The 15,167-nt window shown below is 55.7% G+C and carries 13 protein-coding genes; 9 read left to right on the top strand and 4 right to left on the bottom strand.

Annotation, left to right across the window (positions count from 1 at the left end; all coding sequences use genetic code 11):
• Nucleotides 1-15 precede the first annotated feature (15 nt).
• The gene (locus tag K239x_RS15340; protein ID WP_419188992.1) at nucleotides 16-2,019 is read left to right on the top strand and encodes a redoxin domain-containing protein; all 2,004 of its coding nucleotides are present in this window, start codon (nucleotides 16-18) and stop codon (nucleotides 2,017-2,019) included.
• A 14-nt stretch (nucleotides 2,020-2,033) separates the two neighbouring features.
• On the opposite strand, the gene K239x_RS15335 is transcribed toward K239x_RS15340, so the two are convergent.
• Nucleotides 2,034-3,380 carry an excinuclease ABC subunit UvrC gene (locus tag K239x_RS15335; RefSeq protein WP_419188991.1) on the bottom strand — a complete coding sequence of 449 codons (1,347 nt, stop codon included), beginning with the start codon at nucleotides 3,378-3,380 and terminating at the stop codon, nucleotides 2,034-2,036.
• 308 nt (nucleotides 3,381-3,688) lie between these two features.
• Entirely contained in the window at nucleotides 3,689-4,621 is a 933-nt protein-coding gene (locus K239x_RS15330) for an EamA/RhaT family transporter (protein ID WP_145419131.1), read from the bottom strand.
• 467 nt (nucleotides 4,622-5,088) lie between these two features.
• Between K239x_RS15330 and K239x_RS15325 the strand changes: the two genes are divergently transcribed.
• The 3 genes from K239x_RS15325 (at nucleotide 5,089) to K239x_RS28690 (ending at nucleotide 7,795) form a co-directional block, all read left to right on the top strand.
• Nucleotides 5,089-5,589, top strand: a complete 501-nt coding sequence (locus K239x_RS15325) for a DUF4112 domain-containing protein (RefSeq protein WP_419188990.1) — start codon at nucleotides 5,089-5,091, stop codon at nucleotides 5,587-5,589.
• Between the two features lie 363 nt (nucleotides 5,590-5,952).
• Nucleotides 5,953-6,168: a BON domain-containing protein gene (locus K239x_RS15320; RefSeq protein ID WP_145419130.1), complete on the top strand. Its 216-nt coding sequence runs from the start codon at nucleotides 5,953-5,955 to the stop codon at nucleotides 6,166-6,168.
• A gap of 439 nt (nucleotides 6,169-6,607) precedes the next feature.
• Nucleotides 6,608-7,795 (top strand): hypothetical protein, encoded by a 1,188-nt coding sequence (locus K239x_RS28690; protein WP_419188989.1) that lies wholly within the window; start codon nucleotides 6,608-6,610, stop codon nucleotides 7,793-7,795.
• A 135-nt stretch (nucleotides 7,796-7,930) separates the two neighbouring features.
• Here the strand turns inward: K239x_RS28690 and K239x_RS15310 are convergent, their stop codons facing one another.
• A complete protein-coding gene (locus tag K239x_RS15310; RefSeq protein ID WP_145419129.1) occupies nucleotides 7,931-9,205 on the bottom strand; it encodes a PQQ-binding-like beta-propeller repeat protein in 1,275 nt (424 codons plus the stop codon).
• A 255-nt stretch (nucleotides 9,206-9,460) separates the two neighbouring features.
• On the opposite strand from K239x_RS15310, the gene K239x_RS15305 reads away from it, so the two are divergent.
• From K239x_RS15305 to K239x_RS15285, 5 genes are all read left to right on the top strand, one after another.
• Complete coding sequence (locus K239x_RS15305; RefSeq protein WP_145419128.1) at nucleotides 9,461-10,273, top strand: sugar phosphate isomerase/epimerase family protein; 813 nt, start codon at nucleotides 9,461-9,463, stop codon at nucleotides 10,271-10,273.
• 76 nt (nucleotides 10,274-10,349) lie between these two features.
• Nucleotides 10,350-10,739, top strand: coding sequence for a VOC family protein (locus tag K239x_RS15300; protein WP_145419127.1), 390 nt, complete (start codon nucleotides 10,350-10,352; stop codon nucleotides 10,737-10,739).
• 373 nt (nucleotides 10,740-11,112) lie between these two features.
• Nucleotides 11,113-11,835 (top strand): Ntn hydrolase family protein, encoded by a 723-nt coding sequence (locus K239x_RS15295; RefSeq protein WP_145419126.1) that lies wholly within the window; start codon nucleotides 11,113-11,115, stop codon nucleotides 11,833-11,835.
• 82 nt (nucleotides 11,836-11,917) lie between these two features.
• Nucleotides 11,918-12,748: a transglutaminase-like domain-containing protein gene (locus K239x_RS15290; RefSeq protein ID WP_145419125.1), complete on the top strand. Its 831-nt coding sequence runs from the start codon at nucleotides 11,918-11,920 to the stop codon at nucleotides 12,746-12,748.
• Between the two features lie 57 nt (nucleotides 12,749-12,805).
• Nucleotides 12,806-13,255 (top strand): outer membrane protein assembly factor BamE, encoded by a 450-nt coding sequence (locus K239x_RS15285; RefSeq protein WP_145419124.1) that lies wholly within the window; start codon nucleotides 12,806-12,808, stop codon nucleotides 13,253-13,255.
• A gap of 87 nt (nucleotides 13,256-13,342) precedes the next feature.
• Here K239x_RS15285 and K239x_RS15280 read toward each other — a convergent pair whose 3' ends face one another.
• Nucleotides 13,343-15,133 (bottom strand): hypothetical protein, encoded by a 1,791-nt coding sequence (locus tag K239x_RS15280; protein ID WP_145419123.1) that lies wholly within the window; start codon nucleotides 15,131-15,133, stop codon nucleotides 13,343-13,345.
• Nucleotides 15,134-15,167 lie beyond the last annotated feature (34 nt).

Raw genomic sequence — 15,167 nt, 5'->3', positions numbered from 1 at the left:
CAATTGAAAACCCTCATGCGATACCTGTTCCCTGTAATCGTTTTCGCTCTGCTGTCGGCGGGTTCCTTTGGCAATGCGGCTGATCGGGTACCGCCGTTTTCGTTGCCTGGCACCGACGAATCCACGGTTGCTTTGTCGACCGACGCCGACGTACGTTTTCATGTGCTGTGTTTTCTGGGGACAGAGTGTCCACTGGCGAAACTCTACGGACCACGACTTCAGCGACTCTCTGTGCGGTATCACGACGACGGCGTCCGTTTCATCGGCATCAACAGCAATGTGCAAGATTCGCTGGAACAGTGGGCCCAATTTGGTCGCACCGCGGGCCTGACGTTTCCGTTGGCCAAAGACTTTGATCGTTCCGTGGCTCAATCGGCGGGCGCTACCCGGACGCCGGAAGTCATCGTGATTGATCGCGCTGGCTTGATTCGTTACCGCGGCCGAATCGATGATCAATACCAGCCTGGCATCGCGCGTAGTGCACCTTCCAAACAAGATCTTCGTGACGCGATCGAACAATTGATCGCCGGCGAAACGGTTGCGGTTTCGGCGACCGAAGCGGTGGGCTGCTTGATTGCCATGCCGGGACGTGAGATCGACGCGGAGTGCGAAGTGACTTATTGCAAAGACGTCTCGCGAGTATTGCGGCGACACTGTGTGGAATGTCACCGCGACGGCGAGATCGGTCCGTTTGCGTTGACCGATTACAACGAGATTGTCGGCTGGAGCGAAATGATGTTGGAGGTCATCGACCAAAAACGAATGCCGCCGTGGCATGCTAGCGACGACCATGCCAAGATCGCCAACGCTCGAAAAATGAGCGACCGTGACAAAGAGTTGCTTGCCGAGTGGGTTGCCGGTGGGATGCCGTATGGCCAAGCCAGTGATCTTCCCGAACCGATCGCCTACACAACGGGCTGGCGTCTGGAACGCGAGCCCGATGCGGTTTTTTCGGTTAGCAAGCAACCGTTTCAAGTACCAGCCGAAGGCACGGTGGAGTATCAGTACTTTATCGTCGACCCCAAGTTTACCGAAGACAAATGGGTCACCAGTACTCAGATCGTGCCAGGAAATCGATCGGTGGTGCATCACGTGATCGCGTTCATTCGACCGCCCGACGGACAGTCGATCCAGTCTTATGGCATGTTAGGTGCCTACGTGCCTGGCCAGATCGTTTCGCCGTTGCCCGACGGTTATGCGCGCCGAGTTCCGGCGGGATCGCGGATCGTGTTTCAGATGCACTACACGCCGACAGGGGCGCAGACGGAAGACCGTAGCCGGATCGGTTTGTTGTTTGCCGACGAAAGCGATGTGACTCACGAAGTGTTTGCGATGGGCGCGATTGAGCAAGACTTTGAAATTCCACCGGGTGACGCCAGCCACGAAGTCAACGGAGTGCTGTCGGGTTTTCCCAAAGACGCTCGGTTGTTGTCGATCATGCCGCACATGCATTTGCGAGGCAAATCGTTTCGGATGAGCCAGCAGGTCGATGGGGAGGCGACGACTTTGCTGGAAGTCCCCACGTACGACTTCAACTGGCAGCACAACTATGAACTCGCCCAACCGCTCCCGCTCGATGGAGTCGACAGGCTGAAGTTTACGGCCGTGTTTGACAATTCAGCAGGCAACCCGACCAACCCCGCTCCGACGGAGTATGTGACGTGGGGCGATCAGACATGGCAAGAAATGGCCGTCGTGTTCGCCGCCGTCGCCAAACCGCGTGTGAAAGATCCGCGTGTGAAAAACTCGCCCGGCAAGACAACGCCTAGTGCCAAAGAATCCAGCGAGCAGCAGGCAATCGAAGATCGTTTGGCGGCTCGTCGCGAAGCGGGAATGAAACAAGCCAAAAAGTTCGCGGATGATTACATGCAGCGATTTGACAAGAATGGGGACGGATACATTGCCAAGCACGAATTGCCTGATTCAGTGCGAATGAATTTGTTTTCGTCGCTGGACAACAATCGCGATGAAGTTGTTTCGCGCGACGAAATCATCAGCCAAGTCATCTGGCGTTTCTAACTTCGGCGTTTGGTTTAACGCTCGAGCGTTGATTTGTTGCGAAGGATGTGGTGGTAGTGCTGAGCGAATCGGTGCGATTCGTCGCGGACATACTGAAGCAAACGGAGAGCGAACGCGTTCTTGCTTAATCGAAGTGGTTCGGAGATGCCGGGCCGAAAGATTTCTTCGTCGCGTTTGGCCAGCGAGATCAAAGTGGGCGGCGTGATGTCTTGGTCGCGAAAGGCAGCCAGGGCGGCGTTGAGTTGGCCTTTGCCGCCGTCGATTAACAGAATGTCCGGAAACGAATCGCCCTCGTCACTCAAGCGACGAAAACGACGTGACACGACTTCGTAGATGCTGCGATAGTCATCGATCCCTTTGACGTCTTTGATTCGATATCGCCGGTAACCCGGTTTGAACGGCAGGCCGTCGATGAACTGGACCAAGCTGGCAACGGTTTCGCCGCCGCCCAAGTGCGCGATGTCGACGCCTTCGATCACTCGCGGCGTTTCTTTCAGTTCCAAGACCTTGCGCAGCCCCGTCAGCCCCTTCTTTGGATCGATATAGAACACTTCTGGTTGAGCGTGTGTGTCCAGTTCGCCACGATCCTCCAAGCGTTCGAGCATTTTGATCTCGTCACGCAACACAGCGGCTCGTTCAAAATCGAGGCCCTTGCTGGCGTCAAGCATCTCGTTCTTCATCTCCTTGAGCAGTTTCTTTTTGCCGCCTTCCATGAAGGTTTGCAGCCGTTTGATATCGCGGCGGTATTCTTCTTTTCCAATGCGTAGATTGCACGGAGCCGTGCATTGATTGATGCTGGCTAGCAGGCAGGGGCGAAACCAATTCCAGCGTTCGTCGGATTCGCTGATGTCCAACGTGCAGGTGCGAAATTTGAAAATCCGCTGCAGGACTTGGATCGCACCACGCAGAGCACCGGCACTGGGAAACGGACCGTACAGTTTGACGCCCGATGATCGCGGCTCACGGGTCACTTCCACCCGCGGAAATTCGTCTCGCGTGGTAATCATCAAGTACGGAAACGACTTGTCGTCCTTCAAGTCCTTGTTGTGTTTTGGCTGGATGTCTTTGATCAGCCGCGACTCCATCAGCAACGCATCGACTTCACTTTCGCAGTCCATGAAATCGATGTCAGCGATCTCGCCAATCCACGGCGAAGTACGAGCGTCCTCGGCAGCGGCCTTCAAAAAATAGCTGCCCGCGCGACTTCGCAGATTCTTGGCCTTGCCGACATAGATGACGACACCTGCGGCGTCTTTCATCAAATAGATGCCTGGCGTTGTCGGAAACGTACGCACTTTGGCAGCCGCGTGATCAAAACCAAGCTCAGCCGGTGTGTCGTTGCTAGCGTCTTTTTTAGTCAAACGAAATAGTCAGCCGGAGGGAGGAACAGAGTCGGGCGCTCGAACAAAAATACACGGTCAGCCAGGTGCAAAATAGCGTACCAATTCGGGCCGCGTCTACTAACCGCTAATCAGTCGCCAATCGAACTTGCCACAGTGCGTTGGCACGGGCTGTCGATCCAAACGGTTCCTAGCGACGTCAGCCAACCAGAACGTCAGCCAACCAGAACGATCAAAATCCGCTGTCTGCGAAGGCCGATAGCAAGGCGGACATGTGTCCTTGGCAACCACCGCCGTGTCACTTTCGGTCAGTGATCTAACATGGGATTTTACTTCGTCGACAAGATCACAAGTACCACAGCGGCCGTCAGCAACGCGGCGCCGGCCACGCGGGTAACCATCACTTGTTGGCTCAAGTGGGCTTCGGATCCACCCCAGATCTTGGCTGCGGCCCAGGCCAGCAGCACGCCCCAGAGTCCTCGCAGGGTATAGACGACATTGATCTTGGCTGCGTCGGCAAAGACCGCCACCGCGACCGTGATGCAGCAAGCTTGCAGTGCCACCAGCAGCGACCCCAACAACAGCAGTCGGCCCACGCGGGGATCGCGGATCACGTCAAATTTGACCCAGGGGATCAAGACGCACGAAAGCCCACCGACAATCCAGTAGACGATCGGAAGAAATCGACCAGCTCCCCACGCGCCGGCCCAGTGCTGCACCAGCACGTCGAACGTCGCAAACGAAATCGCAGCCATCAACGCAAACGTAATCGTCAACACAACCCGTTTGGCTTCGATGCGACCTGTCCACTGAATGACTCCGATGCCGATCATCGCCAAGATCGCAGCGATCCAAACGGTGCCGGGAAGCTGATGACCAAAGAAAAGTGTCAACATGACTGCGACCAACAAGACCTTGACGCCTAGCACGGGGGTGGCGATCGAAACATCGCCGTGGCCAATCGCCAGATAAGTGCTGACCAGTCCGGATGTAAACAACGCAGCGATGATCGCTGGTTGCCAAAGCATGTGGGCGGGTTGGCCGTCGCCGCCAAGCACCCACAAGCAAGAAAACACGACGGCCGACATCGTGTTGGTCAAAAACATCGGTGTGATGGACCCGATCGTTCGAACCGAACCGGCTGATCCTTCGCTGGCTGTTTTGAAGCAGGAATTGTCGCTGTAAAGATCCCCGGCGCGTTTGATCAAAATCAATCCGCAGATCAGTAGGACACTCGCTAGCAGGGGGAGCAGTAGATGCATGGCGGAAGAATACAGAGATCGCCAATTGATGGCGAGGCCTGCGGAAAGGCGAACCCCGGCGGCGGGCATGCACCGAATTGCGACGCAAGCCCGCAGGTCAGCCCACTGGTATCTGCAGTTTGTTCTGCAATTTGATTGGCGACGACGATCGACACCGCAGAAAAGCAGGGGAACGGTGGCTTGCCGTTTCCGTAACGCGGTCGAATTGCGTCACGGTCGATCGAATTTCAGGTCGGCTTCTTTCCATGTATCCAATCGAACCGCGTCGATCCGATCTTCCGGAGAGGGCTCCCCCAACGGTCACGGTCTGACAGATCGGTTCCCGAGTACCGCAGATTTGCGACAGCGATTCCGCGGACTCGGTCCGGTAGGGATCTGCCCGAAGGGTTCACTTGGCTTTATTGTATTAGGGGCTTTGCCATCATCCGCGGAATGCGTTCTTCCCCCGATGTCCTTTGAGAGTCAGCATGAGTAGTGACAACGACGATCAGCTAATTTTGACGGCTCAGCAGCGTGAAGAGTCGCGAGAAATGCGCTGGGTCGATGGTGTGACGCGGCTTCTGGATACCAAGTTTCGAATCCCGGGAACTCAAACACGCTTCGGCATCGATTTTCTTTTAGGAATCATTCCTGGAGTGGGGGACGTCACTAGCCTGGGTGTGTCCGGAGTGCTGGTAGCGACGATGGCAAAGAATGGTGCCAGCCCACGTCTAGTTGCGCGGATGCTGATTAATGTCGTACTGGACGCTGTTGTTGGCACCGTTCCAATTCTGGGGAATCTGTTCGACTTGTTTTACAAAGCCAACTCGCGCAATCTGATTTTGATGCGCGAGTATTACGAACAGGACAAACATCAGGGGAGCGTTTGGCCGATTGTCCTCTGTGTTGTCGCGACGATATTGCTGATAGTTAGTTTTGTTGTATGGTTACTGGTAGTGTTGTTTCGCTACTTGTGGCAACTGTTGTAAGTCACAACTTGGCGCTGACCTTTGCAGAAAAGGTCACCGTGCGATGTTCAGTCATCAGCGTGGTGGACGAATGCAGATAGGTCGTTGCATTCTGCTAATCACGCTATTGTTTCGAAAGCCAAAACTTTGTTTGGTGTTCGTAACTTTCCAACGACTTTCTCAGTCGCGAATCATGAACGTTGATATGCGTTCACGTAGACGAAAAACGTACACGTGAACGCGAGATGAAATTGCGCAATGACGTGCGATGCGCGTTAGGCTCGGGAGTTGGTTGTTGCTAGACTTCGGTCGCTGTTTAGCTTCGGCCACCCCACCCAATCAGTACGCTTAGGCGTCCCCATCCCCCACCTAGAAAAATGTACTATGACCGAATCGATCTGTGATCGCATTGAATCATCGATCAGACGCGTCTTGGGCGAAGACTTTCCTGACGATTTTACTTGCACGGCGGATGACGGAAAAATCACGTTGACCGGACGCGCACGCACTCGCGATGATGCCACCACGTGCGGCGTCGTTGCACGAATGGTGCCCGGTATCCGCACGGTGGTCAACCAAATCAAATCCGATAGCGCGTAATAGCGCCGACGAACGGCGTTCAGTTGCATCGGGTTCGACGCCTGCTTTGCAAATCGATCTCGCACGTCGCACTTGCCGGTTGATCTGGCTGGTTGCTTTTTCTTTTGCACGCTGGTTGCTGCGAATCACGCATCATTACCAGCTTTTATGGGGTTGTTGCGAATCCCCCCTGCGCGGTCCGCGGCCAAGTACAATCTTGGGCAGCGAAAGAATCCAGTGGGATTGAGCGCCCCCGCTGGGGTAGTTTTCCGCCTAATGTTGGGGAGGCAAAAATCGTCACCCAGCTAGCGGCGAATTGCTTCGTTGGCATTTGCCACGGCGTGAGTGAATTGCACCAGTCGATGTGGCGGACGAAAATTCCGCCCGCCGCTTCTTTCGCTTCGATGTCATGTGCACATCGGTAACTGCTCCACCAATTCAATTCCACCTGAGGGTCACGATGATGCGAAAACAAGTTGCCTGCTTCTCTGCCATCGCGGCGCTCGCGTGCGTGATGGTCGCTTCGGATAATTCCTTTGCGCAAATCGCGGAGAACCAAAAAGCGGTGCTCGCGTTTGACATCTACTTTGATCGACTCGCCACCAGCGACTTGGCCAAAGCGACCGGCATGGATGATCCCAGCAAAGCATTGGGACCTGCCGCGGGGGCACCCGATGACGCCATCAAACCCGACGAACTTTACCGCGTGATGGGCGCGATCAGCGCGCCGCCTAATTTGGCATCGATCCAAGGACTCAGCGACGGTGCTGAGCAGTTGGATTTTAATTTCTTTGCAAGGTTGCAATTCAAAGGACCTGCCGCGACCGACACTGCCTTTGCTGAGATGAGCAAGGATTGCGAAGCGGTATCTGTAGGAGGCAAGGAGTACCATCGTCCGCCGGTCAAAGAAGGCACTCCCAAGAACATTCTGTTTCACCGATTGTCGTCCGATGTGATCGAGATCGCAACGGACACCTACATGACGCTGCCCGATCGAAATGTGTTCAGCAACAACTTGACTCAGGCGTGGATAAAAATGCCCAAAGCAGCGATCCGCGTTGCAGCCGATTTGGACGGCTCGCGGCATTTGATTGACGAAGGCCTGAAGATGGCCGAAGGCAACGTGCCACCGATGGCTCAGCCGGCTCTGTCGATGGTCAACAACATGGCCGCGCTGCGAATTGGGTTGGACTTTTCCAGCAACGACCTGCTGTGGCTGACCGCGACCGGACGTGATGAATCGGCGACGGGACAGATCAACGCGACGTTGGGCGGACTGTTGGCGATGGCCAAAGGTTTTGGACAACAATCATTGCCGATGGCGGGGCCGGACGCACAAGGCCCCGGCGGCGAACTGCTGGCGGCACTGGCGACCAAAGTCGAAGGCAATGACGTGAACATCATTCTGCCGCGACCCGCTGGTTTCGAGAAAGCGATCGGTGGAGCCGTTTCGCAAATGATGATGATGGGAGGCGGCATGGGCCCCGGTGCCGGAATGGAGCCCGGAAACGGTGCGGACCCATTCGGCGGCGATGCGATGGACGCACCGCCTGTGCCGGCCAACGCCGGTGGCGCGGATCCGTTTGGCGGTGGTGGCGATGCCGATCCATTTGGCGGCGGCGGTGATGCCGATCCGTTCGGAAACTAGATCGGTTTGATTCTGATCGCCCGAAATGGTCCATGTCGCGATGGTCCATGTCGCGATGGTCAACGTCGCGATGCGATTGCGGCGATGGGACTGTGGCAATGGGACTGTGGCTATGGGACTGTGGCGAAGCTTGATTTACTTCGGCCGTCGCAGTTCCAAGCAAACCACTTCGGCATCGTCGCGGATGTAGCCGCGACCGTCGGCGATCGAGAGCGATTGCCGTGTTTTGCCAAACAGTTTGATTCGGCCAAGCTCTTGGAACTTGGCTGGGTCAGCTTTGACCAGGACCAATTCGCCGGCCATCGTGGTGATCCAAAGTTTGCCGTCAGCCAAGACAACGTTTCCTTTGCCGAAACGTGTTTTTTGCCAAACGACTTCACCGGAGTGGACGTTGATGCAGGCCAGATGCGTCGTCGGTCCCGCGCTGCCGACATTATTAAAACCGTACAAGTGATTGCCGACGATGACCGACGTTTGCCATTCGTTTCGCATCACGCTCTTGGTGTCGACCGAAGCCCATTGCTCGGTCACGGTGAAGTCGTCGTCGCGTTTTGAAATGTTCAGCAACACGCAGCCGTGGTTTTCGCCCGCGGAGATGAACACTCCGCTGGTGTCGCCCGAGCCGGTGCTAAGTGAAATCGGCGATGCGGTATTGCAGTCGTACGGTGTTTCAAAATCGTAGCTCCAAAGTTCTTTGCCTTCAGTTGGGGTCATTGCGATGACGCCCGAACCCACAAAGCTGACCACTTGCGTCTCGCCGGCAACTTGGAGCAAAGTCGGCGACGAATACCCGGCCGGACCGCTGCCAGCCGTCCACGCCAGTTCCCCCGTGGATTTTTGAAAGGCTGCCACGGCTGCTTGGGGTGATCCCACATGCACGATAACAAATGTCTCGGTCACCAGCGGCGACGATGACAGGCCGTACTCCGCGGGTTTGGCACCTGTCAGTTTCATCGAGTCGACTTTCCAAACGATGTGGCCGGTTGCAAAATCGACCGCGGCCAGCATTCCGTCGCTGGTGAATGCATAGATTCGACCGTCGGCGATCGTCGGCGTTGCACGCGGCCCGTCGCCTTGCCCGTTCTTGTAGGCGGGGGCCAATGCTGTCGTCCAAAGGGTCTTGCCAGTGTCCTTGTTCAAGGCAACAAGTTTTTGCTCGCCGGCGTCGTTCCACATGGTGATCGCTGACTGGTCGGCAACCACGACCGCCGACATTCCAATTCCACCGGCGACTTGCCAGCGGACGGCCGGCGAATCGGTGCCCAGTTGATCCAGAAGATTCGTTTCCGACGACACGCCGTTGCCAGCGTCGCCCAAGAATCGCGGCCAATCCGCAGCACGGATTGCACTGATGCAAAAGAGCGAGCCGAACAGGAACGTGACGGAAAGACTTCGAGCCAGGTTTTGCATCTTGTGTACCACCGCGAAGGGGAATCGGCCGCAAATGGGCCAGGGAGAGACTGTTTGCGAAACCGACAGTGTACGGCAACAACGACCGACGAAATGGCTGTCTCTGTGCGAACGGATTTGCTTTTGGAACACTGCATCTTGGTTCTCGATTCATCACATCCGTCTCCCCGCTGCAAACCTGACGTTCGCCGGGCTACAATCCGGCTTCCACTCTCACTTTCGCTAACGTCCCACCACTGCTTGAGTTCCAACGATATGAAATTTGGCATCTGCAACGAAACCTTCGGCGACTGGCCTTTGGACAAATCGCTCGAATACGCCAAGAACGCTGGATACACGGGCTGGGAAGTGGCTCCGTTTATGCTGACCGACGATATTTTTAGCTACTCGGCGGAGGATCGAAAGCGATATCGCGACACCGTGTTGGAGGCAGGATTCGAGGTGATCGGATTGCATTGGTTGCTGGCCAAAACCGAAGGCCTGCACCTAACGACCGACGACAGTGCCGTGCGTACAAAAACATCCCAGTACTTGGGTGAACTGGCCAAGTTGTGCCGCGATTTGGAAGGGAAAGTCATGGTGTTGGGATCGCCTCAGCAGCGGAATCTGCCAAGCGGTCAAAGCATGGACAGCGCGATGCAAAACGCCGCCGAGACTCTTCAGGCTATCGTGCCGGTGTTGGAAGAATGCGGCGTTCAGATCGCACTGGAGCCGCTCGGACCGCAAGAAGGCAATTTTCTAAATACGGCTGCCGAGGCGCGACAGCTGCAAGCGATGATCGACAGCCCAACTATTCAGTTGCACTTGGATGTCAAAGCGATGAGCACTGAATCGACACCGATCGATCAGTTGATTCGCGACAATGCCGACGCGATGTTGCACTTCCACGCCAACGATCCCAATCGCCAGGGACCTGGAATGGGAGACGTCGACTTTGCACCAATCTTCAAGGCACTGCAGGACATCGCCTACGACGGCTGGGTCAGCGTTGAAGTGTTTGATTACGATCCCGGCGTCGAAACGCTGGTGACACAAAGCATGGAAAACATGAAAGCCGCGCTCGCATAGTCGCCAGCAAGCCGTTTGAAGGAAGACGTCCAACTCCAATTTGTTCCGCGAGGCCGCTCGAATGGCAGAATCTACGATGAATGATCGACCAACGTTTCAATCAGCGTCTCCGTACAAAGACGACGTGCTCGCGTTGCCCGTCACGGACCTAGATGCCGCTGCGGCCTGGTACTGCAAGCACTTCGGGATGATCGAAGTCGAACGTCGCAAGTCGCCTAATCCATCCGTCATCTTGGAGCGAGATCACGTTCAAATCGGTTTCGCAGTCAATGGTGGCGACCCGGCCCAAGAAGGTGCCGCGATCCGCGTCAACGATCTGGACGGTATCAAAACGCAATTGAAATCAAACGGTATTGATATCGGTAACACTCGCATCGACGAACGCGATGGCAAGAAGTTCAATGTCTTCTTTGTCGTTGCGCCCGATGGTTTGTGCTATTACTTCAACGAACCAATTGCCGGCTAGGTCGTCTTCGTCGATACGGCGGCAGGCGGTGGTGTACGGATTGATGGGTGCTGCTCCAGTTTGGTCGGTTGCCGCGCTTTTGGAAGATTGTATTTCTTAGCGGCAGGTCGCACGCCATCCGGTTTTTGGCGTACCGGACGGCTCGCGTCTTTCCGCTAACAGTTGACCCCGGCTTAGAAAAAGACTTAGCCTGCGCTGCAGCGAACCTGTTCGAAATCCTTCTGGTGCCTGCCCTACTTCGGCACGTGATTTGCTGGACTTTGTACGAATCGTTCAATTCACAAACTACCGCTCCTGCCCGTACTTTGGTTTCAGCCGCACAGCTTCACCATTTTGACTTGCAGCAGCACTCATCTCTTTTGCGACGACATTAATGACATTCTGTATTGGGATCAAAGTTCGCGAAGGGATCGTTGCCCTGGCTGACACGCGGATCGTGAAGGGCAGCGAGCAGTCCAACAAGCAAAAGTTGGCGGGACTGCAGCATGCTGGCGACGTCGTCTTTACGATGACCAGTGGACTCAGATCCGTTCGCGATAAGACGGTCATCTATTTGGACGAAACGCTTCGTCAGATCGAGCAGCCCGTTTCGCGGTTGTATCAGGTCGCCAACTTGTTTGGGGAAGAGCTCCGGCGTGTGAAGACGGAAGACGGCCCATCGCTGGCGGCGACGGGCCACGCGTTCAATCTTCACGCAATCATTGGCGGACGGCTGCCCGACGATGCCGAACCACAGCTTTTCTATGTTTACCCGGAAGGAAATTGGGTCGAGGCTGCGGTCGATCTGCCTTACTTTATCATTGGCCGAACACCGTACGGCAAACCCGTGTTGGATCGGTTGTTGACTTATGAAACGCCCTTGAAGGAAGCTCTGACGCTGGCACTGCTGGCCTTTGACGCAACCCGATCGAGTGTGACGGATGTTGACTGCCCGGTGGACGTTGCTGTGATGACGGCGGCAAGCAGTGAGCCGATTTTTCGACGCTTCACCGAGCAAGAGTTGCACTCGGCGCTGGAATGGTGGTCGCAGAGCATGGCCAGCGCGCTCAAAGCAACGCCGATGGATTGGGCCGAATCGTTGTTCCCGGTTCAATGATTTGGCGGTTCGCGGCGGCGGCCGTGGTGCATACAAACTTTTCTAACCACTTCATTTTCTCCGTTCGATCGGAACTACCCCAATGACAAAAATCGATGTCGGCAGCGAGCTGATTTACGAAGTCCGTCGATCCACGGTGTTTCTCTTTAAGATTGCCGTCGGTCAAACAAACCATCAGCGAATTGAGCAAGAGACGTACACGTTTGACCCGATGCAGAACGTCGAAGACTGCGTGGTTGGTTTGGATGGCAATCGATTGCAGCGTGTCGTCGTTGATCCGTGCACACTGAAAATCCAGTACAACGCGACGGTTGAGTTGACGCCGGATATCGAAATGCAGTTGGATGTCCAGGAATCAAACATCGCGCAGGTCCCGTCTGACGTGCTGACCTATTTGAACCCCAGTCGCTATTGCGAGAGCGACCTGCTGGGACGCTTTGCCTTTGAAGAATTTGGGCAGGTACCGCGGGGCTTTCAGCGTGTGCAGGCGATCTGCGATTGGGTCAATACTCACTTGGATTACACGCCCGGAAGCACGACGTCGACTACGACCGCCGCGGATGTGTTGCTGCAGCGAACCGGTGTTTGCCGCGACTACGCTCATTTGGCGATTTCGCTTTGCCGTGGTTTGGGCATTCCTGCTCGCTATGTGTCGGGCTACGCGGTGGATTTGCAGCCGCCCGATTTCCATGGTTTTATGGAAGCGTTTTTGGATGGGAACTGGTACCTGTTCGACCCTACCAAGCTTGCTGAAACGAAAGGTTTGGTTCGGATCGCGACTGGACGCGACGCGGCGGATGTTGCATTTGCGACGCTGACCGGCGATGCTGTTTTGAAGTCAAGCACTGTCTGGGCTACGGCGGGATCAATCAACGACGCAAATCAAGGTAACTCGGCGGTATCGACCGCTTAGTGTTACGCGTCGGACTCGCTGCAGCGCCCCGCAAATGTCTCAGGAGCTCGCTGCCGGTTGGATGATTCGCCAAGCATTGCCAAGCAGTTTTCGTTGACCTCGCTTTTTGTGTTGGTCACCGTCGCTGCTACTAGTTTTTGGCTTTGCTTGGACGCCTATCCCTATGGTCCGTTGGTGGCGTGGTTTTGCTGGGTCGGCGTTGTCGGCGCGACGGCAAGTAAACGGGATAGCCGTGGTTGGGGCGTTTTATTTGCGGTGATGTTGAGCCTGGGGGTGCTGGCGATGCCGTATCTTATGATGGAGGGACATTGCGTTTCGCCCTATCGTCTAAACCGCGTGCAGCCGGGCGCGAATTTTGCCGAGGTCGAATCCATTCTGGGGCCACCTTCGTCGGTCACGAACGACCCAGCGGGGAGTCGGTGGGTCTATTCGGCATCGACTTGGTGCCACGTCGTTGTGTCCTTCGATGCCAGCGGCGAAGTGGAGCAGATCGTTCACGACCATTGACGGGCCAAGAGCGCACGATCGCCGAACGAGACAGCGATTTCGAGAACCAGCGTCACCGCGTATTTGGTCGGCGACGCGGCAAAGAAGTTACGCGGTCGTTAGCTCGCCGATAACGCGTTTGGCCGGAACATTGAAACGGCCGTAATTCTTGCTCGCGACTTCTTGATCGATCTCGCCGTATTGCGATTGGATCTCGGCCAATACTCGACGACCGAAATGACAAGCGTGTTGGACTTCGCACGTGTCGATCAGCACGACCGAAGTGTTTCGTTTTTCGGCCTTGCTGACGGTTTCTTGCAGGTGCATTCCGATCATGTCGATCGGCTGATGGCTGTCCGCGACGCTGTAGTAGCCGCTGGTCCCGAGTCGTTGATCTTGTTTGACCGGATAGCCTTTGGACAGGGTGATGACGGCAATGCCATCGTGCAAGACACTCACCAGACGCGTGTAGGCGTCGCCTTTGATCATCTCCACATCGCAGACGACCATGTTTTCGCAGCCCAGTTGAATCAATGTTGGCGTCGTTTGTCCTTGATGATTCCACTGGATCGCGAGCGGCGAGGCAAAGCCAAGCGGAGCCAGCGAATCCGAAATCGATTGCAATTCATCATCCAACGAATACGCGTCGGCTTCCGTCAGCTTGCTGTCGAAATACGTGGTGGGATCGACAGCGTTCTCTGCCGAAGCACTCGTGGACGTCGACTGTGTGGACGTCGACTGTGTGTCGGCGGAATTGCCGGTGCTGTCCAGAAGCGCGTCGGCTGCGTTGGTCTGCGTCCGCATGATGTATGCGGGGGTAACGGCGTCTTCTTCGGGTTCGGGGGGCGTCAGTGAACAAGCGGCTTCGTAGGACAGTCGCTTGCTGGCTTTTCGGTTCGATGGCGGTTCGACGCTGGCTGCTAGTTTGCGACAAAGAATCTGAGTCGGAACGCTGAGCATGGCTCCAAAACCAACGAACAGTGCGACGAATCCGATCGCGTGCATGAACGGGTTACCGTTGGGTTGTCCAAGCTGTCCTTCCGCAATCAGGAATTGATAGCCGACGCCTGCCAATGCGCCGCCGATGATTAGGTAGACCAGTTTGGCAAAGTTTCCGCCGCGGCCGTATCGCATCGGATAGCCCAGCAGACTAATCAGCGAAGGCAGCATGAAAAAGACACAGCACAATGCCGACGGTCCGCCGCTGCAACAGAGGATCAAACCAAACGAGACACCAAGCCCGCAGAACCAAAAATTCGTTGACGCTTGTGATTTGTCTAGCGGTTCACGCATCGGTTGCAGGACGTAGACTTTTTCGGCACCGGCGAGTCGTTCTTCTAAGACTGCGTCTTCGACGTCAAACAGTTTGACCATCGCCTTCGCAATTTCGTCGCCGCTAAACGAACTGACGTAGCCGGACAGGGTGCCGTATTCATCCAGCTGGTACTCGGCTTCCGTCATCCAAGCTTCGTTGCGAGGAATGGCGATCAATTCACGAGTCGAATTCGGGTCCGCGCCGATCGGGATCACTTGAATCGGTGCCATGGACATCGCAAAGACTTCCGCTGCGTCCATGTCTTCCATGGCAGCGGCAAACTGGGCTTCGATTTCTTCGGTGTCCGCATCAACGCCAAATTGGTCCATGAACTGATCAAACGAATTGTCGTCCGCTTGCTTCAGCTGCACGTCGGTCAGAGTAACGAACGAATTGTCGGTCAAACCTTGGTCGGCTAGCTGTTGCCACTCCATTTCGACCGGCGCGTCTTTCATCGAAAGGGCGCTGTGGTATCGGTTGGTCAGCATGGTGCTGCCAAAGAACATGCATGCGAGCGCGATCTTGGCGCCAAGGATGACGCGAATTGATCGAGGCGGCGTCGAGGTATGACCGGTATAACCCATCGAATTGGACTTCTGCGGAGGAAAATGACGTAGT

The organism is Stieleria marina (assembly GCA_007741555.1).
Lineage (GTDB): Bacteria > Planctomycetota > Planctomycetia > Pirellulales > Pirellulaceae > K23-9.
This window is presented reverse-complemented; position numbering and strand designations above follow the sequence as displayed.

What these genes read in the sequence shown, in the direction of transcription:
- K239x_RS15325 (WP_419188990.1), top strand. Translation starts at nt 5,089, where the DNA reads ATGAGTAGTGACAACGACGATCAGCTAATTTTGACGGCTCAGCAGCGT.
- K239x_RS15295 (WP_145419126.1), top strand. Translation starts at nt 11,113, where the DNA reads ATGACATTCTGTATTGGGATCAAAGTTCGCGAAGGGATCGTTGCCCTG.
- K239x_RS15290 (WP_145419125.1), top strand. Translation starts at nt 11,918, where the DNA reads ATGACAAAAATCGATGTCGGCAGCGAGCTGATTTACGAAGTCCGTCGA.
- K239x_RS15340 (WP_419188992.1), top strand. Translation starts at nt 16, where the DNA reads ATGCGATACCTGTTCCCTGTAATCGTTTTCGCTCTGCTGTCGGCGGGT.
- K239x_RS15310 (WP_145419129.1), bottom strand. Translation starts at nt 9,205, where the DNA reads ATGCAAAACCTGGCTCGAAGTCTTTCCGTCACGTTCCTGTTCGGCTCG.
- K239x_RS15300 (WP_145419127.1), top strand. Translation starts at nt 10,350, where the DNA reads ATGAATGATCGACCAACGTTTCAATCAGCGTCTCCGTACAAAGACGAC.
- K239x_RS15305 (WP_145419128.1), top strand. Translation starts at nt 9,461, where the DNA reads ATGAAATTTGGCATCTGCAACGAAACCTTCGGCGACTGGCCTTTGGAC.
- K239x_RS15330 (WP_145419131.1), bottom strand. Translation starts at nt 4,621, where the DNA reads ATGCATCTACTGCTCCCCCTGCTAGCGAGTGTCCTACTGATCTGCGGA.
- K239x_RS15280 (WP_145419123.1), bottom strand. Translation starts at nt 15,133, where the DNA reads ATGGGTTATACCGGTCATACCTCGACGCCGCCTCGATCAATTCGCGTC.
- K239x_RS15320 (WP_145419130.1), top strand. Translation starts at nt 5,953, where the DNA reads ATGACCGAATCGATCTGTGATCGCATTGAATCATCGATCAGACGCGTC.
- K239x_RS28690 (WP_419188989.1), top strand. Translation starts at nt 6,608, where the DNA reads ATGATGCGAAAACAAGTTGCCTGCTTCTCTGCCATCGCGGCGCTCGCG.